Below are 20,637 nucleotides of genomic sequence, written 5' to 3'. Positions count from 1 at the left end.
ATAACTGGGACAGAGCCATAGAAAAGGCCCTGCACATGGCAGGGCCTCGCTTTTTCTCTTCTATATATAGCAGCGCTGGCGATCAGAGGCGGTAGTCCGCCGTCAGCTTGAACTCGGTACCCGCCGACGCATAGCCATAGGCCGGGGCATAGTCGCGATCAAACAGGTTGTCGATGCGGCCACCCAGCGTGAACTGAGGCGTCACCCCGTAGCTGGCCCCCAGATTGATCAGGGTGTAGGAACCCAGCTCTACCCGCTCAGCCGGGAAGCTGCTGAAGTTCTTGTCATCCCGCTTGCCCACATACAGCAGTTCGGTTGAGAGATCGACCGGGCCCAGCTGTACCTGGGTCAGCCAGCTGGCCTTCTGCTTGGCACGACGCAGCAGTTGCTGGTCACCATCGTTCTTGTCTTCGGTCTTGGTGTAATCGAAGCTCAGATCATGATGGAGCGGTCCGGTTTCCAGACCCAACGCCACTTCCACACCGCGGATCTCGGCATCCGTGTTGTCCGGCTTGCAGGTGGAGAAGGCACTCTGGCAGGCGATCAGGTTCTGGATCTGATTGCGATACAGGTTCAGCGACCAGTCCCAACCGGTATAACGGCCGGTGAAGCCCAGCTCCAGGTTCTTGCTCTCTTCCGGTTTCAGATCCGGATTCTCATAACCGGGATAGTAAAGGTCGAGGAAGGTCGGCGCCTTGAAGCCGGTGCCATAACTCAACCGCACATTGTGGTTGTCATCTATGTCCAGCCCGCTGGCGGCGGACCAGGTGTTGTGACGGCCATACTGCTCGTTGTCATCGGTACGACCCGAAAGCTCCCAGAGCAGGGCCTGCCAGCGATAGCTGCCCACCGCAAACAGACCCGTGTTGTCGCGATCGGGGGCATTGAACGCCTGACCAGAGCTGCGCGAGTCGGATTTCAACTGCTCCTGCTGCCAGTCGGCACCACCGGTCAGGTTGAGCCCCTCGACGCCACTCCAGCTGTTGATCCAGGAGAAACGGGTCAGGCCGGTGTGGATCGGCTGGGCGCTGGATTCTCCCTTGCTCTCCCACCAGCTCTTCAGCTTGTTCTCGCCATAACTGGCCTCCAGCCGGCTGGTCAGCGTCTCGCTCTGGAACTTGAGACCGCCATCATACTGGAAGGCCTGTACCCGACTCTGATCGGCCGACTGATAGGCATCATCCATCTCGGTCTGATTGTCATAACCCTGAGCGTTGAAGTCCGCACTCCAGGCATCATTGAAGGCATGGTTCAGCCCGATCTGGCCGTTCAGACTGTCGAAGCCATCCCGATCCGGCTGCTGGGCATTGGCCACCACATCGAAACCATCGGTGCGCTCGTAGCCAATCATCATATTCATGTCGGTTTGTTGACCAAGGGCCTGCACGGTACGCACCTGACCCTGGCCGTAACCATTGCTGCCCACGCCCCCCTTCAGGTGGGTCTCGCTGCCATTCTTGGCGGAGGTCTTGGTGATGAGGTTGATGACACCGCCGATGGCATCCGCGCCATAGACAGCAGCACGCGGGCCCCGGATGTACTCGATGCGCTCGATATTGCCCAGCGGGATCTGGCTGAGGTCTGGCGTGCCGGCCACCATGGCGGCGATGGGGCGCCCGTTCATCAGCACCAGCGAATGGTTGGAGTTGGTACCGCGGATGAACAGGCTGCTCATGTGCCCTCGCCCACCCAGCGTGGTGATCTGCACACCCGGCAGCGTCTTCAACAGCGCTGGCAGGCTCTGCACCTGACGGGATTCGATCTCGGCGCGATCGATCACCACAACAGGTGCCAGAACCGTGCTGATGGGTTGTTCCACCCGGTTGGCGGTGATCACCAGGGTAGGATTGACGGGGATGGTCGTCTGGGCGAAGGCCGCCGTTGGCAACAGGGCAGCCACCAATAATTTCTTGGACATGAGAGATCCTTAAGTTCGCGTAAGCATCTACTTCGTGGCCGGTTTCTCTCGGCCCGAAATACGAACTTTGGCAGGTCTTCGGGCTGGGGGGCTGATGGCCTACGGCGACGGCTTCCCACCTGACGGCAGTGCCCTGATGTCGCTTCGTTCCCCCTTACCGCTGCGCGCCAGCTCCGGATTTTCACCGGATTCCCTATTAAGCATGATGCGCCAAAGCGGGGGGATTATAGGAAAGGGCGGCACAAGAGTATAGATATTTAGCCATCTATACGTCTTTTGATGAAAGAAAAACCTGAGCCCATCGGGCTCAGGTTTCATGTCGTCATCGAGCGAAGCGAACCCTCAATCGGTGCAGAGCGGCTTGGGAGCCGGCAGACGTATGGTGAGAGAGAGCACCAGGGCCACCACCATCAGCACCAGAATGAGGTTGAAGGTCGCCATGAAGCCGCCGAACAGGGAGGCCACTATGGAGCCTATGATGCTGCCCAGACCAAAGCCCAGATAGATGACGCCGTAGTTCTTGGTCAGGTTGTTGAGACCGAAGAAGTCGCTCACCAGCGAGGGATAGACTGTGATGGTGCCACCGAAGCTGAAGGCCACGCAGGCTACCGCCACGAAGAAGAGGTTGGCATTGAGCGGCACGAACAGCAGCAACGCCATGCCACACAGGGTGATCAGCTGGGCTATGGTGATGACCCGGATGCGGGACATCTTGTCAGACAGTATGCCCAGCACCAGCCGACCCCCCAGGTTGGCCATGGCGATGATGGCGACCGCATTGGCGGCAACCGCAGTCGACAGACCCACCATATTCTCGCCTATGTCCTTGGCCACGCCGATGACGTAGAGGCCGCTCATGCAGGCGGTGAGGAACATCAGCGCCAGCATCCAGTACTGCGGCTTGCGCATCGCCTCGGCCAGGGTGAAGTCACGGCTCTCGGTCTGCTGCACTGAGGCTGCCTGCTTGGGCGCATCCTTCATCAGCATGCCGCCCACCAGCACCATGGACATGGCGATCAGCCCCCACAGCTGGAAGGTCGCTTCCAGACCGTTGTTGGAGAGCAGCAGCAGGTTGATGTATTTGAAGCCGAGGCTGCCGAGGCCATAGGCACCGATGGAGCAGGCGGAGATGAGCCCCTTGCGCTCCGGGAACCACTTCACGCAGTTGGAGAGGGTCATCAGGTAACCGGTCCCGTCGGCGAAGCCCACCAGTATGCCGGCGCAGAGGTAGAGCATGGCCAGGTTGCTGGCGTGGGCGGTGAGGAAGAAGCCGATGCCAAGCAGCACGCCGGCCCCCAGGGTGACATTGCGCACCCCGAAGCGCTCCTGCAGCTTGCCCGCCATGGAAGAGGCCACCGCCAGCGACAAGCTGAGCAGGCCGAAGGCAAACGCCACCTGACTGACCGGCTCGTCCAGCTTGTCGGAGAGCTGGGCGTTGAACAGGCTCCAGGTGTAGACGGAACCCAGCGCAAACTGGGTGATGATGGTACCTATCAGGGTCAGATAGCGGGTGCGATTCATCTCTTTGGTCATGATGCGTCTCGGTCGATGGCCTTAAGGAAATTAAGGCCACTATAGGCAAGACGCAGCTCGCGCCGACCGATTAAGGCATGAAATGCAGATCGGCGGGAATGAATGACAATCAGAGCCGCATCAGCTGACGGAACGCCTTGATGTTGCTGCGGCTGACCGGCACCTCGAACGGCAGGTCATGGAGCCGGATGAGATAGGTGCTGTTGAACCAGGGCACTATCTCGCGGATCTTGTTGATGTTGACGCAGTAGGAGCGATGGCAGCGGAAGAAGCCCTCCGCCGGCAGCCGGCTGACAAACTCGCTGATGGTCATGGTCATCACGTAGCGATCGGTGCGGGTATAGACATAGGTCAGCTTCTCGTCCGCTTCCGCGTAGTAGATCTGCTCGCAGGGGGTGACTATGATGCGCTCCCCCTTCACCAGATTGACGGTGCGATTCTGCGGGCTGATCACGTCGCCGCTCGCCTCCCCCGTGCCGGCTGGCTGCGACTTGCCCGCGTGCTCGAGTTTTTGCAGCAGATTGATGATGCGCGGCTCGTTGTAGGGCTTGAGGATGTAGTCGAACGCCTCCAGCTCGAACGCCTCCACCGCAAACTCCTTGTAGGCGGTGACGAAGACGATGTGAGGCGGATGGCTCGACTTGTGCAGGTTCTTGGCCAGCAGCAGGCCATCGATGGAGGGGATCTGGATATCCAGAAACACCACGTCCACCTCGTGATCCTGCAGGTATTTGAAGGCCTCGAGCCCGTCCTCGAAGCTCGCCACTATCTCGATCTGGCTGTGCTGGCTCACCAGATAGATGAGTTCCTCACGGGCCAGGTATTCGTCTTCGACAATAATGGCTTTCAGCATTGCGTTGCCCCTAGCTGGGAAGAAGAGCAGGCCAGCACCTCTCGCGTCAGAGGCTCGTCCTCAACAGTGATGTCTCTCAGCATGGCATCGCCTCCTGATCCGGCAGATAGAAGCAGACTTCGGTTCCCGGCTCCAGCCGCTTGAGGTGCAGGCCGTCCCCGTACAGCAGCTTGACCCGCTGATGCACGTTCATCAGGCCGATGCTGCGGCTCTCCACCCGGCCGGCGGCCACCCCGTCGATCACCGCCTGGCTGATGCCGTAACCGGTGTCCCGCACCGCCACCCGAATCCCCCCCGCCAGCTGCTTCACCTCGATAGTGACCCGGCCCGGCGCGCTGCGGGGCTGGATGCCGTGCAGGATGGCGTTTTCCACCAGGGGCTGCAACAGCAGGCTCGGCACCTGGATGTGGACGTCGTCCACCTCGAACACCACCTCCAGCTTGTCCCCGAAGCGGGCCTGCTCGATGGCCACGTAGTCGCGCACCTGCTGCAGCTCCTCCTGGATGTCGATGAGCTCGTCCCCCTTGTTGAGGTTGTAGCGCAGATAGTCCGCCAGATTGGCGATGAGCTGGCGCGCCTGCTGGGGCCGGATGCGGATCAGCGACGAGATGGCGTTGAGGGCATTGAACAGGAAGTGCGGGTTGATCTTGCTCTGCAGCGCGGTGAACTCCGCCTTGCGGGTCATCTCCTTGAGCTGCTCTATGCGCGACACCTCCATCTGGGTGGAGATGAGCTGGGAGAGGCCCACCGCCATCTCCCGCAGCGAGCTGGTGATGCTGTGGGTGCGGCGGTAGTAGATCTTGAGAGTGCCGCTGACGGCGCCGTTTTCCCGCAGCGGAATAATGATGACAGAGTGGAAATCGGAGAGGTGATACTGGCGCAGATCGTTGTTGATGATGATCTGGTCGAGCAGCACCGCCTGCTGGGTCATGCCGCTGATGGCGTGGTGCTCGTCCAGCTCGTAGTAATCCTTGCCCACCCCCACGTAGGCCAGCACGTCCCGGGTATCTGTGATGGCCACCGCATCGGCGTCGATCTCGCGCCGGATCACGGCGCACACCTGACCGAGGGAGTGGCGATCGACCTTCTGGAAGAAGGGCAGCGTCTTGTTGGCGATATCCAGCGCCAGCTTGGCCTGCTTGGCGGCAATCAGCTCCTTCTCGTCATCCAGATCCTGCACCAGCTTGATGATGAGCCCGATGCAGAGCGCCCCGGCGATCATCGGATAGGCGATGTGGCTGACGATCTCCACCCCTACCTCATGGGGTTCGGTCAGCAGCCAGATCAGCAACATGGTCAGCCCCTCGCACAACATGCCCGCCAGTATGCCGTAGAGCCAGAGTCGCGACTTGCGGCAGCGCAGGTGCAACCAGGTAGCGAGCAGACCGGCGATGATGCTGGCGATGAGACAGGGTATCGAGGTGTGGCCATCCATGTCGATGAGGTAACGGTGCAGGCCCGAGATGACCCCGGCCGGGATGCCGACCCAGGGGCCGAACAGGATGCCGCCCGAGATGATGGCGATGATCCGCACGTTGATCAGCGCCCCTTCCACCGGAATGCCGGTGTAGGTACTGAACACGGCGAACAGGCCGAAGATGGAGGCGACCAGCACCAGCTCGGCCGGGGTGTGATCCCGCTTCTGGAACAGCCGCTGGAACGGCCGGGTGCGGGTCAGGAAGAACAGGGTCATCAGCATCAGCGCCGCCCGTTCGAATACCGCCAACAACATCATCTGATTTTCGAGCAAGACAGGGATCCCGTATCAATGAAGAAGATATGTACCAAGGCGCGGGATCATACCCCGTATTCCGTGTCAGCTCATTTCGAATAACTGGATCCATACTAAGCTTCTCGGTTGGAGGGCCGATAAACAAACACTCCTGCCAACGGGAGTAACTTCTATATCTAGGAGAGGATCATATGTCTCAGAAAGGAATTCTGGTGGCGTTACTGCTTGGGTGCTGCGGTTCAGCCGCTCAGGCCGATACTCAGATCCGTCAACTCAACTTGCCGGCCATTGCCAGTAAAGATACCAGGATGGAAATAGCACTCACCCATCCCGGCCTTCAACCCGTCAATTCAAATCAGACGCGGCACCCCACCCATACCTTGGCAGCCAATATCAGTAACACAGATTTCAACACTACCTATCAGCTGCAAGCCCGTAAGCTATATGGCCGCCTGCCACAAGAAGCCGGTGCCGATATACAGCTGACAATCAATGGTCAGCAGTTACCAGCCAATCACACACTGACACTGGAACAAGCCACCCACTACTATCTTGGCTATAAGGCTGCCTCAGCCCGGCCAAACCAGATCGGTGAGGCCGCCTATGAATTGATGGTGTATTGGCATGGTTGAAAATTGTAAAGGCATGCCTGTCATGCCTTTTATCCTCACTCAGCCTCCTGAAGCTGCACAATTGCCAGCCTGACCACCTCATAGCTTCGTTGCAAACATTCCAACGCTAAGGACAAAGCCAATGAATCCAGCTCATCGGACTCAACCTCACCGCAGGTCTTAACCAATTGTGAGGCCCCAATTATCCTGGCACCACCTTTCAAGCGATGAACATAATCCAAAAACTGTGGCACATCTTGCACATCAGCTGCTTGTTCTAATCCCAGCAGATCGTCATCGCTGGCACTGATAAAGGCTGTCAGCAGAGGCACTATCAGTGCTGGTTGATTGCCAGTCAGGGGTCCGAGGCAATGTTTTATTTCCTGCATGCAAGTTGCAATATCCGCTTGCTCCTCACGCAGCATATGCCGACACAGGCAATGACCGAGTTCCTCCAGCCCTACCGGCTTGAACAGACAATCATCCATGCCGGCCGCATAACCTTCATTCACCTGCTCCTGACGCGCATCGGCCGTCAAGCCTAAAACCACACAACGTCGCGTACCATTGAGGTGTTCCCGCGCACGATGCTGACGAGTCAGCTCGAACCCGTTCATACCTGGCATGTTGAAGTCAGTGATAATGACATCAAACGGGTATTTAGCAGAGAGCCTCAATGCCTGCTCACCTGACTCTGCCGCCTTGGCTTTATGCCCCAAATAGGCCAGTTGCTGACTGATAAGCAGCCGATTGGTAGGGTGGTCATCCACAACCATTACCTGCAGCCGCCGACCGCTTTTTGTTGTGTTACCCAGTTCGACCAATAGCGGTTGCTCCACGGCTGCAGTCAGAGGGAGTTTAATTTCTATCGAGACACGAGTACCAGAACCCGGCTCGCTCTCAAGCGCCAGTGACCCACCCATCAATTCACAGAGGGAACGGCTGATCATCAGCCCCAGGCCGGTACCAGATCGCTGAATATGCTTGGGTTGACTGGCCTGACTGAAGGGCTGGAACAACTTTTCCTGCTCCATCGGGTCTATTCCTATCCCGGTATCTCTGACCGCCAGCTGCAAGGTGCACCAGCCATCGCTAACCCGTGACAATAACTCCACCCGTACCGATCCCTTATCCGTGTACTTGATGGCATTGCTGATCAGGTTGGACAGGATCTGCTTGTAGCAGAGTCCGTCTATTTGCACCCAATGGGTCGCTCCGATGACCAGATCCAGTTGCAGACTCTTCTGTCTGGCCAGGGCGTTGAACACGGTAACGACAGACTCGGTTAAGGCCGCCACATCATGGGGTTCAGGTACCAGCTCGAGCCGCCCCGACTCTATCTTGGAGATATCCAGGATATCGCCGATCAAGGACAGCAGATCCGTTGCCGAACCATGGGCGATAGAGAGCGAGGCCTTATCCTCCTCATGTAGACGATCTCGCCGCAGGGTCAGCTCCAGCAGGCCTATGATGGCATTCATGGGAGTACGAATTTCGTGGCTCATGGTGGCCAGAAACGTCGACTTGGCGCGATTGGCCTCTTGCGCCTCCTGGCTTGCCACCGCCAGCTCGTCAAGTAGACGCAAACGCTCGCTCACATCGATCCAGCCGCCAATTCCCCCCTGTACCTCGCCATCCCGATCGTAGTAGGGCTGCACCCAGTGATAAACATCTACTCCCTCTCTCGCCATCACCAGACGATGATCCCCCTCCTGCGCCTGCCGCTCCTCGCGGGCAGCGGCAAGCTCGGCAAACAGGGGGGCGAGAAAAGGCCAACGCTCACCATCAGCTACCAGGTCTGAGCCCAACAAGTCTGCTTTCGGTTCACCAAAGAAGGCCGCATAGCTGCTGTTGCAGAGAATAAGCCGCCCACCCAGGTCTCTGGCATAGATGGGATGGGGTGTCCCGTCTACCAGATCTTCAATGAACTTGAGCTGAGCATTCAACGCCTCCTCCGCGAGTCGGCGTTCACGTATCTGTTTACGCAGGGATAGGCCCCACAGGCTGATCCAGATGGTCAGCAGCAGGATAAGCGAGATAAAGATCCCAAACTCCCGAACAAACTCCTGCCATGTGATGGCCTCTTTCTGAGGGCTGACACGCCAGCGGTTGGAGAGCCCTTCCAATTCATCCGGGGGTATGGTTGCTATCACCTTGTCCAGAATATTGCGTAGCATTTGGTTTTCATAAGAAACCATGAATGAGGCACCAATAGGTACTGACTCAAACAATTCGCCTGTAACAAGCAAGCTATCTGGAAATTTGCTATTGATGTAATACTTGGCAACCCGCAGCGGCAATACAACTACATCGCAAACCTCCATCGCAACACAGCGCAGCGCATCTTCAATGCGATCAAAAGAATGAGTTGTCATTTTGCCATATGCCTTGTCTATGGCCTGTGTCGAGATGAACCCCTTGATGATGGCCACAGTCCCAAACTTGATCAGACTCTCTGGATCTGTCATCTCATGTTTCACGCCAACAACATAAGACAGGGGATCAAGCGCAAAGGCCCTGCTGAATAAATAGCGATGCTTACGTTCCGAAGATGGGCTCATTACCGCAGCATCCACGCTTCCATCATCCAGTAGCTGTAACATTTGTTTGGCCGTCTTGACCGGTACAGCTTCTATTTCGACATCCAGTTTTGCTCTCAACACCTGAATGAGATCGGCAACCACACCATGCAAGGTGCCATTGACATCAAGGAAACTCAGCGGTGGTACACCGCTGTTAACCGCGATCCGGATTGTTCTCTGCTGACCAAGCCATGCCCATTGACTACTGGTCAGCCCGATCCTCTTGGCATCGATGGAAAGCCCCCCACCGCTCCAGCGCTTGGCAATTTCGTCGCGCTTGCCATCCAGAATTTTGCGTAGAGCGACATCGATTATTTTCTTGAGACGCCAATTCTGTTTCTCCAGCGAGAATGAGAAACCATGGGTATCCACATATAAGGGCCTTAATAACTGAATGCTGTCTTGATAAAATTTATTGACGATAAAGTTACCAGAAATCATATCCACCATAACAGCGTCGACCTGACCATATGCTACCGCTGATATAGCACTGTATCGAGAAGGATATGTTTTTATTTTCACATTTGGCAGGTAGCGCTTCACAGCAAGAGCCGGCAAATAATACCTAGGGATGGCTACCGTTTTTATATCTTGCTCTAGGACATGAATGCTTTTATATATTGCGGGATCGTCAGCAATATATCTATCAGTTAACAATAACTGCTGCTCCTCCTCATAGGAATTAGAGGAGCTCAACAGATCTATTTCCCCCCGCTTGAGCGCATCGATGGCATCTGCCCGTGAAGGAAGCGTTTTCACCACTATATCGATATTCAATAGATGGCTTAGCATACCTATCATGTCAGCAGTAACGCCTTCATAAGCATCAGAGCGCAAGGTGATATCCAAAGGGGGGTCATCCGGCCTTGGAACCCCAAGAATCAACTGGTCGCGATTCCGCAACCACAACCAATCATCGGCATGCAAGGGAAGTGTCTGTTGCCCGAGAGACTCACTGTCGTTTCGGGCATATACATGTAACAAATCATCTCCCAGCTCGTGAGCGGAAGTAAAGAATGAACAGAGGCTGACAAGTAATACCTGCAGTAGTTTCATCTTGCTCACATCAATTTTTTCCGCTTGGCAAGACTGATCAGATCGATAATATTGGTTACGTTGAGCTTCTGCATCAAGCGAGTCTTGTAAGTACTTACCGTTTTCTCACTCAGCATCATGTGTTCCGCAATTTTTTTATTGGTATGACCTTGGCATATGCGCATTAGTACACTCATCTCACGATTTGAGAGGGAAGACAGCAGACTATCCTTATCAAGGATATAAGCATCTCTGGCACCAGCAATGACATCCCTAGGAAAACAAGTCTGGCCATTTTCTATGTGCTTGAGCATGCTTTTCAATAGTGAAAGATCATCAAGTTTAGACATGAATCCATCAGCATCAGCCTGCAAACAACGAACCATGACATGATGAGTCGCCTGTGCAGATAGAATTACGACCTTGATTCCAACATTCAAGGATTTTATTCTTTTTATCACTTCTATGCCATCCAGCTTTGGAATGCCAATATCCAGAACAATAATGTCTGGTTGATATTTTTTAGCAGCAACAATGGCATCAACACCATTATCTACCTCAGCAACAATATTATGGCCATCCTGTCCCAGTAGAATATTAACTGCCATGCGTATCGCAGGGTGATCATCGACTATTAATACTCTTGCCATATTCTATCCACCATTGAATAATTTTTATTTGGCGTATGATAACTACAAAATCGCGACATCACCATACGATGGCCCTACGTTAGTAACTGATTAATCAGTTGATGATATCCCAAGATCTACACACCAAATTCATTATGTAAATAACCAATATTAAACATAACTATCAATGAGTTAAGAAATCTTCTTTCCGACCAGACCCTTCCTTCATGCCACGCACTCAAGCTCCCTCAAACTCGGTACCAATACCCTCCTAAGGTAAGCAGCAAAACACTTAAAAAACAAATGTTTAAATTAAAATAATGCTATCGGTAATCGTTGAAGTTTCATTTATTCGAAGTTGTACGTAACAACTACCTTTTAGGATTTTTCCTACGCATGATTAAATCGATTCAAACAGGTCAAGCAGTTATCTTTGTTGGCGAAAAGATAGGCAGGCCAGATGAGCATTTCATTCTGGTGTTCTGCCTCCTCCCTTGACGAAAGCTGATTCGAGGGCGGGATAAATGAATACACCTCGGTGTAGGTAATAAAACAAGTGGTCTAAAGCCGCTTTCATTAAAATACATATGGAATACATCAACATGAAAAAGACTCTGCTTGCACTGACCGTTGTTGGCCTCGGCTTTACTGCCGCCTCTTATGCTGCCGTAGAAGCCTCAGCCGTGGCGACTTGGAAAGCCACAGCGAAAAAAGATACCACCTCTGAACTGGTTGTCACCCCGCTCACCAGCCTCTCCTTCCAATACGCCGAAGGGATCCAGGGTTTCAATACCGTCGATGGCCTGTTCGACGTCGCCATCAAGGGTGATGCCAGTGCGACCGACTTTACCCTGAAGGCCAAGAAGCTGAATGGCACCCTGAATCACCTGGGTGGCGACTCCACCGTCGATGTAGGCGTGCTGTGGGCCGGTGTACCTGTCACCACCACTGCCTACTCGACTCTGATCGATGTGGCAGCCGGCATTAACGGCGGCAACCTCTCCCCCATCGCCCAAGGCTACACCGGGGATGTGACTGCACAAGGTGCCTTCACCTTCATCATCGAAAGTGCAACCAGCGCCGGTGTAGATGCAGCCTTTGACACCCTGCCAGACGGTCTGTGGAGCGGTGAAGTGAACGTTGAGTTCGTTGCCAACTGGTCCTAATTGCTTCGGCACAGGTAATCAGGGGCCCGGGTGGGCCCCTTATAGTCATTGGAGGTCGCATGAACCTGAAAATACTAGTGGCATGGATGCTGTTTATTCCCGGAATAAGCCAGGCAATCAACGTCGGCTCGGTTACCACTTTTATTGATACAGGCAGCCAGGACGTTTCCAAGGAGATCGCGAATGAGAGCGATCAGGCAAGGCTGATCACTATATCTGTGTCTCGCATTTCCTCACCGGAAGAGGGCGGACAGGAGATGCCGATGGAGGTAGACGGTGAACTCATGCTGTCGCCGAGCCGGCTGATGCTCCCCGCCAATGCCAAGAACAACGTGCGCTTCTTTTACAAGGGTCCGCAGGATGGCAAGGAGCGTTACTACCGCATTCGCTGGCTGGACACCGCCTTGTCGATGGACGATCAGCGCAATGAGCGCCGTCAGGCAGTCGCCACCACCTCTGCCCAGATAGGCACCATCCTGGTGGTTACACCCCGCCAGCAGCAATTCGATTACACCCTGCAAGATGGCATCCTGACCAATAAAGGGAATGCCTCATACAGAACCATTGCTTATGGCACTTGCCTGAAACAAAGCCAGGAGCAATGCAAGGAAACCTATTACGACCTGCCGGGCAAAAAACGCCACTTTAAAAAGGTCAACATCCAGCATGACAGGAGTCACGTAGGTCTCTGGCTGGGTCAGGAATTCGTCGTCGTCAAATAACGCTGTTGTTCTGTTACTGCCTCTACCACCTGGTCGAGTGGCGGTGTTGTTTTGCCGAAATTTGGAACCATGGTGCGTGATATGTTGAAAAAAGCCTGCTTGTTGCCAGCCGCACTACTGATCATGATGTCAGCCTCGGCCAGCGCCTCGGCACCACTCAAAATCGCCAATGTCATCATTCCTGCCAGCTTTGCCAACGCACTGGCAGAAGGCATTGCCGTGCCAGTCAGGCTGCAATATCAGGATCAGGCACTGGCGCTCGACACCACCACCGAAGAATCCATCGGCAATGCCACGCTGATCCTGCAGGACGGCGCACTGCACCTGCTCAATCTGGACTTCAATCAGGGCCAAAGCGATGTGGCCCTGCGCAAGGAGCTGGTGGATCTGTTGCAACAGAATCAGCTGCGCACCTTCTCCAGCGACGGGCGGCTGGTCATCAACGACAGCGCCACCATGCAGCTGGATCTGATCGCCATGCTGCTGACCATACAGGTCACCAAGGCTGCCTTTGGCGAGAAGCAAGCCAACACCACAAAAGCTAGTCTGACTCCCTCCGTTGAAGCATTGACCAGCGTCACTCGCTACAACCTGGGATACTCCTTTGCCAACAGTCGCCAGGCAGACAGCACCAGTACCAACTTCGCCCAGCTGAACACTCTGGTGGGGTACAGTGAACACCATCTGGACCTTGATGGTTCTCTCTACAATCTGGGGGAAACGAACCAGAGCGGCGCCCTTTATCGCGCCATGTATGAGCGGGATATCGAGGATCGCCGCTTTGCGACCGGCATGGTATCAACCTGGGACCTCCAGACGCTAGGAGGGATCTCCGCCCTGAATACAGGCCGTATCTACGGGGTTTCTTACGGCAATCAGGCCCGCTCACGTACCGTCAATGAGAGCGAATCGACGACCCCGATCCAGGTCTTCATGCCCTCTGCAGGCGAGGTCAGAGTCTATCGGGATGGCAAACTGATCAGCCTGCAGAACTTCTCGATAGGCAACCACCGCATCGACACCAGCCGCTTCCCTCACGGTTCCTACAGCGTCACGGTCGAGATCCATATCGATGGCCGTCTGACGGAATCCAGCAACCAGCGCGTCACCAAGCTCGGCAACAGCCTGGGCTTCGATCAGGAGTGGGGTTGGCAATCCTGGGGCGGGCTGATGGAAACGAGCCAGGATGGTTCCCGCTCACCCCTGCTGGGGTTGTCGCTGGCACGTACCTTCGAGACCACCAACCTGACCCTGACCGGCTATGGCTTCAAGGATGCCCTGGTCAGCGAGAGCCAGGCCAGCTGGCAGCTGACCGACAGGGTCAGTACCCAGCTGCAGGGCATGTTGGCCTCGGATGCCTCCTGGCGGATCTCGTCCGGCGTGACGGCACAGGTCCATGACAACGTCTCGCTCTGGCTCAGTCAGGAGAAACTCGACACGGGCAGCAAGCTGACCACAGCCACCATGGAACTCTATACCGCCGGCATCAGCATCAACCTGGGGGGCTGGAATGACAAGCTCGGGAATCTCTCGTTCAACACAACGCATGACCGTGAGCAGGAGAGCGACCGCAGTTATATAGACTATTATCAGAGCCTCTACACCGGTCGTTATGGTCAGTTGGGGTTGCGTACCAGCCTGCAGAGCAACAGCGCGACCCTGAGCGGGTTCAACAACAAGAGCATAACGCTGGACTATTCGATCCCATTCGACAACCTGTTCAATCTGGGCATGAGCAGCAATGAGCAGGGCCACACTACGGCCAACCTCAGTTATCAGAAACGCATGGAAGGCTTCATCAATACGGCGTCCTTCAACAGTGCGAAAGTCATCAACGGCATGGGAAACAGTAACCCATCCATCTCCGGTAGCCTGGGTTTTGAAAACAGCATGACGGGTGGCACCCTGACCCTGGGTCGCAGCCAGAGTGGCGATGTAAATGGCAACCTGATGGCCCGCGGCTCGATTATCACCACAGGAGATGAGGTCCTGGCCTCCAGCCAGAACCGATCCGGTTCAGGCTTGCTGATCGACACCGGCATGGGCAAGGAGGGCAAGATGCTCGCCAGGATCAATGGCCAGGAGCACTCGCTCGAAGGCAGCAAGACCTTTGTCGCCCTCTCTCCCTTCCAGGAGTACGAAGTGGAGCTGCTCAACAGCAAGACGACCAAAGACAGCTATGACATCAGTACCGGCAAGCAGCGCTACACCCTGTTTCCCGGTAACGTGGCCAGACTGGATGCCACCCACTCGGTCAAGGAGATGGTCACCGTCTTTGGTGTCATACGCGCCGAAGATGGCAGCGTGATCGCCAACGCCAGGATCGACAACCATATCGGCACCACAGTCACCAATGAGGCCGGTGAGTTTTCGCTGGATGTGGACAAGGCCAATCCGGTACTGAGCTTCAAACATGGCAACGAATTCTGCGAAGCCGAACTGGATCTGGCACAGCAGAGTGGCGCCGTCTGGATGGGCGATGTGATCTGCCGTGGTCTGCAAACCTATGCAATGGCAAGAGGATATCAGTGATGAATACTAACAAAGCGGCACTCATGCTTTTGCTATTGGGAGTGGGCTGGAGTCAAACCAGTGAATCGGCTGTATCCAAAACAGTCTGGCCTGATGCACCACTGAAGAACTTCCTGTTTATCGAAAATCAGGAGGACAACAACCTGTTTGTAGCACCGACTGACGGTTTGGACCCACGCTTGACAGGGAGCAATGCCTGGACATCCCTCAAAGGCAATGGCCAAGTGAGTTTGGCATATGTGGACAATGGCTATAACACAGACATTAATAACTGGAACGTAGATATGTGGGAGACGGGGCCTATTCATCGCCCCTATATTAACCAACGCTGCATCATGACCTATACCCGCTGTGACCCTGAAACAGCAGAAGCCGTCAATAAACCAGCCGTGGTAGATGATCAGGGTTTCTATGGACTGATCGGTGCATCTGCCGGTTGGGGACATGGCAAACTCAGCTCCAGCTTTTTTGATTACCTGCGCACCATGCCGACTGGTGCCACCCTCAACCGCGAAATGAATCTGTGCCTCAGTACCATAAAATATGACGCAACGAGAGGCGCTCGCTGCAAGGACCAAACCAGCGGCTATTGGTACGTACGCAAGATGCAACACAAAAAGGCGGGGCATCTACGCTTCGTACAAACCAACGCCATCAGTGAAGTGATCGTAGACAGCAATGGTAGTCCATATGTCCTGCCCGGTTCGCAAGGATGTGAAAACTATCATTTGGGTACACAAGACGGAATTTTGTGCCGTTTTCTGGATTACAACTTCAATGATGATGGAAGCCAGAGTTATTCAGAACCCTATATGTACACGCACATCAAGGATAGTGCTCTCAATGCAGCCATCGGTGCCGCCGACCTGCAGATGAGCTCTAACCTCACAAACTGGGCATATAAAGAGGGGCGTTATAATGTTAGCTATTTACGGGGGCACACTTCCGTCTATCTATTTTTATCAAGCAATTTCTTCAAACAGGTCGTACGGTTGGGGTTGCAGGATAAACTGACACGCAATCTTATCAACTTCAACATGAAGAACGGATATGCACCGGAGAGCGGCTATTACGAATTCAGTGGCACAACAGAAATTGTCATCAAGCCCCGTGACTTTAGCGTGTCAATTATCTCTTCCGAAGGTGTGACGAATCCCTACCGGGAGGGGGAAGTTGGCAAAGATATTCTCAGCTTTCCCTACAATATTTCGGACAGTGGTCCAACCAGTGCCGATACGCTTAATATCTCGGTAAAGCAAGATAGCGGTAGTCCCTACCAGGGTCACTGCACCTTCTACCCCACCGATCAGATAACAGTAGGAAAAGCCGTACCAGTACCAACCCGGTTGGTGTTTGACTCAGCCCAGAAAGGGAAGAATTATAAACACCCGATCCGTTGTGACAGCACCCCTGTCGATATCCGCTCACTGGGAATTCAGGATAGCCAAGCTCCTCTGGTGTGGACTGATCCCAATGGCGACAAAGGAATTACCCGTTTCCGTACACTGGCACTCGAATTCGATCTCACGGATCCCATGACACAGCACACCACGACTGGCGACATATGGGAAGGAAATGTCCAGCAAAGCGGTACCATTACCATCAATGGGATCTGGCGTTAGGTTGAGGAGTTGAGGATGTGTTATAGAGCTCTGCTGACACTGACGTGTTTACTGGCGTTGCCAGTGAGCGCCATCGATATAGGTCCCATGACTGCCATACTTGAATCCACAAACGAGTTCATGGCTCGTACCGTCACCAACAATGGCACCACGCCCAAAATCTATGAAGTTCGCGCGGCCAAGATCAGCAACCCTACGGCCAGTGGGCAACTGCTGACCATGCCTCCGGGCGAGCTGCTTTATGCACCCAAGCGCTTCGTACTGCATTCACAACAGCAGCAAAACGTCAAATTCTACTATAAGGGGGTTGCCGACGATCAGGAGCGTTACTACCGGGTGACCTTCATCGAGTCGCCAGCAGCCCAAACCGGTGGACATGAAGATAAGGGCCGTAAAAGCAAGCTGGATGTTAAGATAGAGCTGCAATCCATTCTGGTGGCTCGTCCCCGGCAGGAACGGTTCGAATACCGTCTCGATCAGGCGGCGGGCAGCATCACCAATACCGGCAACAGCTTCTTTGAATTCATGGTGAAGCAAGGGTGTGATCAGCCTGACAGCGTGGCAGACAACAAATACCTGCTGCCCGGCGAAACCTATCGTAATCCCAAGATAAGCCAGCCTGGCAACCAGAAGCTGATCGTGCATCAATCGCGTTTTATAGCGGTAGGCAAGGACTGCTGGCCAGAATAAACGAGCTCTCAATTAGAGCGCTTGCTGTCAAAAGAACTCCTTTTCCTACGCCTACCTGACCGTCTCTTTAAACATCCTGCTCGCATGCTCTGGCTCTATATGGTCAACAAGTGCGGGATCGGGGCAATAGAGTCTGCGACTGCGCAAGCGGTGGATGTCCTCACCGGCAAAAGCCAGCTTGTTGGTGACGAAAATGGCGTAAACGTTCTGGTAGATACTGGCCCGATTGCGTTTGGCAAGCTCGGTTGCCACTCGCCACAAGGTATTACCACCTGTGTCGATCAGACATTTACCCAGCTTTTCATATACCAGAACCGGTGGGAGTGGCGGTGGCGCCGAAGGTTTGGTGACACATGACTGGGCAGGAATGGTTGCACTGAGTAGCGGCCGCCCCGGCACAGACCAGTAGATCACACTTTCGCTCGCCATCCACGGGCAGGGAATCACGACTCGCAAGGTAAACAGCTTTTCCAGCATCACATCGGTCAACACTGCCAGTTTGTCACCGCGCCGCAGCTGCACCTCCCCTTCCAGGCTCGGACTTATCAGGGTCATGCGCAGTACACCTTGCTGGTAACTCTGAAACGAGAAGGTGTCAGCGCTCTGCACAAATGGCGTCGCGGTCAATATGGCCAGCAGCAGTAAGGATTGACGAACCATGGCGAAACCGGATCCAAAAACCCTATTGGATCAGGTCGTCAGCAACCTCACAAGTGTTGCTAATCAGTTTCAGAATGACCTTACGCGGGTGACTCCAGCACCACCAGTTCAAGCCATCACAAAAGACTCAGGACGACAGAGTCGCCAGACGGGCGGCGAATCCCATAAAGAAGAGGCCGATGAGGCCATTGCCGAATTTGGCGAGGCGTACCTTGCGCGCAAAGAAGCGGGCCATCAGGGTGCCGCCGAAGATCAACAGGGTGAGATAGACGAAGCTCATGGCCTCCAGCATGCTCGCCAGCACCAGGTAGGAGACCCAGGTGTGGGCATAGTTGAAGTCGACGAACTGCACGAAGAAGGAGACGTAGAACAGGATCGCCTTGGGATTGGTGAGGCTCAGAGTCAGCGCCTTGGAGAAGTAACGCTCGCCGTGCTCGACCACGGGCGCCTGCCCTTCCCGCCTGGCGATGAAGTTGGCGTGGAGGATCTTCACCCCCAGATAGAGCAGGTAGAGGGCACCCAGGTAGCGCACCAGGGTAAACAGCAGGGGGGTGGTGCGGATGAGGGAGGCGATGCCCAGGTAGGCGCAGAAGATCAGGATGGCGTCGCCGACGAAGACCCCGAGGGCCGCCTGGTAGCCCGGGCCGACGCCGCGGCTCGCCCCGGTGCGCAGCACATAAATCGAGTTGGGCCCCGGCGCTATGATGATGAAGAAGAGCCCGACCAGATAGGTCCAGACGTTGATGACCCCCAGGCTCTCAAACATGGCGCGCCCCCCTGGACTTGGAAAAGAGCCCGCTCAGGCAGGTCCAGAAATTGATGACTCCCAGGCTCTCAAACATGATCCCTCCACGGCGGGTGGCGACCCGCATAATGCGACGACGAGGTTTCTATACTAATCCGCCGCCCGCCGAGCACAAGTGCCGATCTATCATCCGCTCGTCCCATCCTCTCACCGCCGCAACCGGCAACCCCGATCACCCCCACTTTGTGGTGTCCAGACGCGCCGGGATCAGGCATGTTAAGCCATACCCAGACTCACAGAACCCGTCCTCATGGAAAAGAGCCTCAGTACCGATCAGCCACTCGCCGCCTCTGCCGCGAACGACGCCCTGAATAGCACCACCTATCCGGTGATCGCCGCCATCAGCTTCTCGCACCTGTTGAACGACATGATGCAGTCTGTGTTGCTGGCCATCTATCCGCTGCTCAAGCTCGGCCTCAATCTGTCGTTCGCCCAGATCGGCCTCATCACCCTCACCTACCAGTTCACGGGTTCCTTGTTGCAGCCGCTGATCGGCCTCTACACCGACCGCAGGCCCATGCCCTATTCATTGCCGTTCGGCATGGGCTTTACGATGATCGGCTTGCTGTCATTGTCGCAGGCGGCCAGCTTCGGCGCCGTGCTGCTGTCGGCCATGCTGATCGGCATAGGCTCGTCTGTGTTCCACCCGGAATCTTCCCGGGTCGCCCGTATGGCGGCCGGCAACCAGCCTGGCTTGGCGCAGTCGCTGTTCCAGATCGGCGGCAACCTGGGGTCGGCCATAGGCCCGCTGCTCGCCGCGCTCATCATAGTGCCGCAGGGCCAGGGCAGCGCAGCCTGGTTCTCGCTGTTCGCACTGGTCGGCGTCATAGTGCTCAGCCTGGTCGGGCGCTGGTCCAGCCACCACGTCGCCAACTTCCATAAACGGATGAAGGCTCACCTCGGCCACGGTCTGAGTCGCCGCCAGATCGGCTGGTCGCTGGCCATCCTCGGCCTGCTGATGTTCTCCAAGTTCTTCTACATGGCCAGCCTGAGCAGCTATTACACCTTCTACCTGATGGACAAGTTCAGCCTGTCGCTGGAGAGCGCCCAGCTCTATCTGTTCGCCTTCCTGTTTGCCGTCGCGGCGGGTACCGTGCTCGGCGGGCCGATCGGCGACCGCATCGGCCGCAAGCGGGTGATCTGGATCTCCATCCTCGGTGTCGCCCCCTTCACCCTGCTGCTGCCCCACGTCGACCTGTTCTGGACCTCGGTACTCTCGGTCATCATAGGCCTGATCCTGGCCTCGGCCTTCTCCGCCATCCTGGTCTACGCCCAGGAGCTGGTCCCCGGCAAGGTCGGCACCATCTCCGGCCTGTTCTTCGGCTTCGCCTTCGGCATGGGGGGCATAGGGGCGGCTCTGCTGGGCCAGCTGGCCGATGCCACCAGCATAGAGACCGTGTACCAGGTCTGTGCCTATCTGCCGCTGATCGGCTTGTTGACCGCTTTCTTGCCGACCATCAGGAAGGATTAATAGATGCCCCACTCGGAAGGCAATCCATAAAAAACGCGGCCTGAGCGGCCGCGTCTGAAGGTGATGAGAACAGGGT

The 20,637-nt window shown here is 55.5% G+C and carries 16 protein-coding genes and 1 riboswitch; of the genes, 7 read left to right on the top strand and 9 right to left on the bottom strand.

Annotation, left to right across the window (positions count from 1 at the left end; all coding sequences use genetic code 11):
• Positions 1–82 precede the first annotated feature (82 nt).
• The 4 genes from BN1118_RS18150 to BN1118_RS18135 form a co-directional block, all read right to left on the bottom strand.
• The gene (locus tag BN1118_RS18150; protein ID WP_043557385.1) at positions 83–1,918 is read right to left on the bottom strand and encodes a TonB-dependent receptor domain-containing protein; all 1,836 of its coding nucleotides are present in this window, start codon (positions 1,916–1,918) and stop codon (positions 83–85) included.
• A gap of 52 nt (positions 1,919–1,970) precedes the next feature.
• Positions 1,971–2,148, bottom strand: a riboswitch (cobalamin riboswitch).
• A gap of 112 nt (positions 2,149–2,260) precedes the next feature.
• Positions 2,261–3,451, bottom strand: a complete 1,191-nt coding sequence (locus tag BN1118_RS18145; RefSeq protein ID WP_043557384.1) for an L-lactate MFS transporter — start codon at positions 3,449–3,451, stop codon at positions 2,261–2,263.
• 109 nt (positions 3,452–3,560) lie between these two features.
• Positions 3,561–4,304 carry a LytR/AlgR family response regulator transcription factor gene (locus tag BN1118_RS18140; protein WP_043557383.1) on the bottom strand — a complete coding sequence of 248 codons (744 nt, stop codon included), beginning with the start codon at positions 4,302–4,304 and terminating at the stop codon, positions 3,561–3,563.
• A gap of 76 nt (positions 4,305–4,380) precedes the next feature.
• Positions 4,381–6,054 carry a sensor histidine kinase gene (locus BN1118_RS18135; RefSeq protein WP_043557382.1) on the bottom strand — a complete coding sequence of 558 codons (1,674 nt, stop codon included), beginning with the start codon at positions 6,052–6,054 and terminating at the stop codon, positions 4,381–4,383.
• 173 nt (positions 6,055–6,227) lie between these two features.
• Between BN1118_RS18135 and BN1118_RS18130 the strand changes: the two genes are divergently transcribed.
• Positions 6,228–6,668 (top strand): hypothetical protein, encoded by a 441-nt coding sequence (locus BN1118_RS18130; RefSeq protein ID WP_043557381.1) that lies wholly within the window; start codon positions 6,228–6,230, stop codon positions 6,666–6,668.
• Between the two features lie 35 nt (positions 6,669–6,703).
• Here the strand turns inward: BN1118_RS18130 and BN1118_RS18125 are convergent, their stop codons facing one another.
• A complete protein-coding gene (locus BN1118_RS18125) occupies positions 6,704–10,285 on the bottom strand; it encodes an ATP-binding protein (RefSeq protein WP_043557380.1) in 3,582 nt (1,193 codons plus the stop codon).
• 5 nt (positions 10,286–10,290) lie between these two features.
• On the bottom strand, positions 10,291–10,914 hold the full coding sequence (locus BN1118_RS18120) for a response regulator transcription factor (RefSeq protein ID WP_043140336.1): 624 nt from the start codon (positions 10,912–10,914) through the stop codon (positions 10,291–10,293).
• A 581-nt stretch (positions 10,915–11,495) separates the two neighbouring features.
• Between BN1118_RS18120 and ecpA the strand changes: the two genes are divergently transcribed.
• Together ecpA and BN1118_RS18110 are read left to right on the top strand one after the other, a co-directional pair.
• Complete coding sequence (ecpA, locus tag BN1118_RS18115; protein ID WP_043140333.1) at positions 11,496–12,059, top strand: common pilus major fimbrillin subunit EcpA; 564 nt, start codon at positions 11,496–11,498, stop codon at positions 12,057–12,059.
• 59 nt (positions 12,060–12,118) lie between these two features.
• Entirely contained in the window at positions 12,119–12,781 is a 663-nt protein-coding gene (locus BN1118_RS18110; RefSeq protein ID WP_043140329.1) for an EcpB family pilus assembly chaperone, read from the top strand.
• Here BN1118_RS18110 and BN1118_RS22330 read toward each other — a convergent pair.
• Complete coding sequence (locus BN1118_RS22330) at positions 12,757–12,996, bottom strand: hypothetical protein (RefSeq protein ID WP_244463642.1); 240 nt, start codon at positions 12,994–12,996, stop codon at positions 12,757–12,759. The two genes, BN1118_RS18110 and BN1118_RS22330, sit on opposite strands and share 25 nt — an antisense overlap.
• On the opposite strand from BN1118_RS22330, the gene BN1118_RS18105 reads away from it, so the two are divergent.
• Genes BN1118_RS18105 through BN1118_RS18095 form a run of 3 tightly spaced genes read left to right on the top strand, consistent with a single transcriptional unit; the run spans position 12,905 to position 17,625 of the window.
• Positions 12,905–15,313 carry a fimbrial biogenesis outer membrane usher protein gene (locus tag BN1118_RS18105; RefSeq protein ID WP_339373203.1) on the top strand — a complete coding sequence of 803 codons (2,409 nt, stop codon included), beginning with the start codon at positions 12,905–12,907 and terminating at the stop codon, positions 15,311–15,313. The two genes, BN1118_RS22330 and BN1118_RS18105, sit on opposite strands and share 92 nt — an antisense overlap.
• Before the next feature lie 23 nt (positions 15,314–15,336).
• Positions 15,337–16,935, top strand: coding sequence for a hypothetical protein (locus BN1118_RS18100; protein ID WP_156995107.1), 1,599 nt, complete (start codon positions 15,337–15,339; stop codon positions 16,933–16,935).
• 15 nt (positions 16,936–16,950) lie between these two features.
• On the top strand, positions 16,951–17,625 hold the full coding sequence (locus BN1118_RS18095) for a fimbria/pilus periplasmic chaperone (protein ID WP_043557375.1): 675 nt from the start codon (positions 16,951–16,953) through the stop codon (positions 17,623–17,625).
• A gap of 51 nt (positions 17,626–17,676) precedes the next feature.
• Here the strand turns inward: BN1118_RS18095 and BN1118_RS18090 are convergent, their stop codons facing one another.
• Together BN1118_RS18090 and leuE are read right to left on the bottom strand one after the other, a co-directional pair.
• Positions 17,677–18,285 carry a LysM peptidoglycan-binding domain-containing protein gene (locus BN1118_RS18090; protein ID WP_043557374.1) on the bottom strand — a complete coding sequence of 203 codons (609 nt, stop codon included), beginning with the start codon at positions 18,283–18,285 and terminating at the stop codon, positions 17,677–17,679.
• 127 nt (positions 18,286–18,412) lie between these two features.
• On the bottom strand, positions 18,413–19,051 hold the full coding sequence (leuE, locus tag BN1118_RS18085) for a leucine efflux protein LeuE (protein WP_043557373.1): 639 nt from the start codon (positions 19,049–19,051) through the stop codon (positions 18,413–18,415).
• A 289-nt stretch (positions 19,052–19,340) separates the two neighbouring features.
• On the opposite strand from leuE, the gene BN1118_RS18080 reads away from it, so the two are divergent.
• Positions 19,341–20,561 (top strand): MFS transporter, encoded by a 1,221-nt coding sequence (locus tag BN1118_RS18080; RefSeq protein ID WP_043557372.1) that lies wholly within the window; start codon positions 19,341–19,343, stop codon positions 20,559–20,561.
• The last annotated feature ends 76 nt before the right edge of the window (positions 20,562–20,637 follow it).

Source organism: Aeromonas bestiarum (assembly GCF_000819745.1).
GTDB lineage: Bacteria > Pseudomonadota > Gammaproteobacteria > Enterobacterales > Aeromonadaceae > Aeromonas > Aeromonas bestiarum.
Note: the sequence above shows the minus strand (reverse complement) of the source record. Positions and strands in the feature narration are given on the sequence as shown.

Bases quoted from the DNA above. Each gene is read 5' to 3' on its own strand.
- BN1118_RS18125 (WP_043557380.1), bottom strand. From the start codon at position 10,285: ATGAAACTACTGCAGGTATTACTTGTCAGCCTCTGTTCATTCTTTACT.
- BN1118_RS18100 (WP_156995107.1), top strand. From the start codon at position 15,337: ATGCTTTTGCTATTGGGAGTGGGCTGGAGTCAAACCAGTGAATCGGCT.
- BN1118_RS18130 (WP_043557381.1), top strand. From the start codon at position 6,228: ATGTCTCAGAAAGGAATTCTGGTGGCGTTACTGCTTGGGTGCTGCGGT.
- BN1118_RS18145 (WP_043557384.1), bottom strand. From the start codon at position 3,451: ATGACCAAAGAGATGAATCGCACCCGCTATCTGACCCTGATAGGTACC.
- BN1118_RS18105 (WP_339373203.1), top strand. From the start codon at position 12,905: ATGATGTCAGCCTCGGCCAGCGCCTCGGCACCACTCAAAATCGCCAAT.
- leuE (WP_043557373.1), bottom strand. From the start codon at position 19,051: ATGTTTGAGAGCCTGGGGGTCATCAACGTCTGGACCTATCTGGTCGGG.
- BN1118_RS18120 (WP_043140336.1), bottom strand. From the start codon at position 10,914: ATGGCAAGAGTATTAATAGTCGATGATCACCCTGCGATACGCATGGCA.
- BN1118_RS22330 (WP_244463642.1), bottom strand. From the start codon at position 12,996: ATGCCTTCTGCCAGTGCGTTGGCAAAGCTGGCAGGAATGATGACATTG.
- BN1118_RS18110 (WP_043140329.1), top strand. From the start codon at position 12,119: ATGAACCTGAAAATACTAGTGGCATGGATGCTGTTTATTCCCGGAATA.
- BN1118_RS18095 (WP_043557375.1), top strand. From the start codon at position 16,951: ATGTGTTATAGAGCTCTGCTGACACTGACGTGTTTACTGGCGTTGCCA.
- BN1118_RS18080 (WP_043557372.1), top strand. From the start codon at position 19,341: ATGGAAAAGAGCCTCAGTACCGATCAGCCACTCGCCGCCTCTGCCGCG.
- BN1118_RS18090 (WP_043557374.1), bottom strand. From the start codon at position 18,285: ATGGTTCGTCAATCCTTACTGCTGCTGGCCATATTGACCGCGACGCCA.
- ecpA (WP_043140333.1), top strand. From the start codon at position 11,496: ATGAAAAAGACTCTGCTTGCACTGACCGTTGTTGGCCTCGGCTTTACT.
- BN1118_RS18150 (WP_043557385.1), bottom strand. From the start codon at position 1,918: ATGTCCAAGAAATTATTGGTGGCTGCCCTGTTGCCAACGGCGGCCTTC.
- BN1118_RS18140 (WP_043557383.1), bottom strand. From the start codon at position 4,304: ATGCTGAAAGCCATTATTGTCGAAGACGAATACCTGGCCCGTGAGGAA.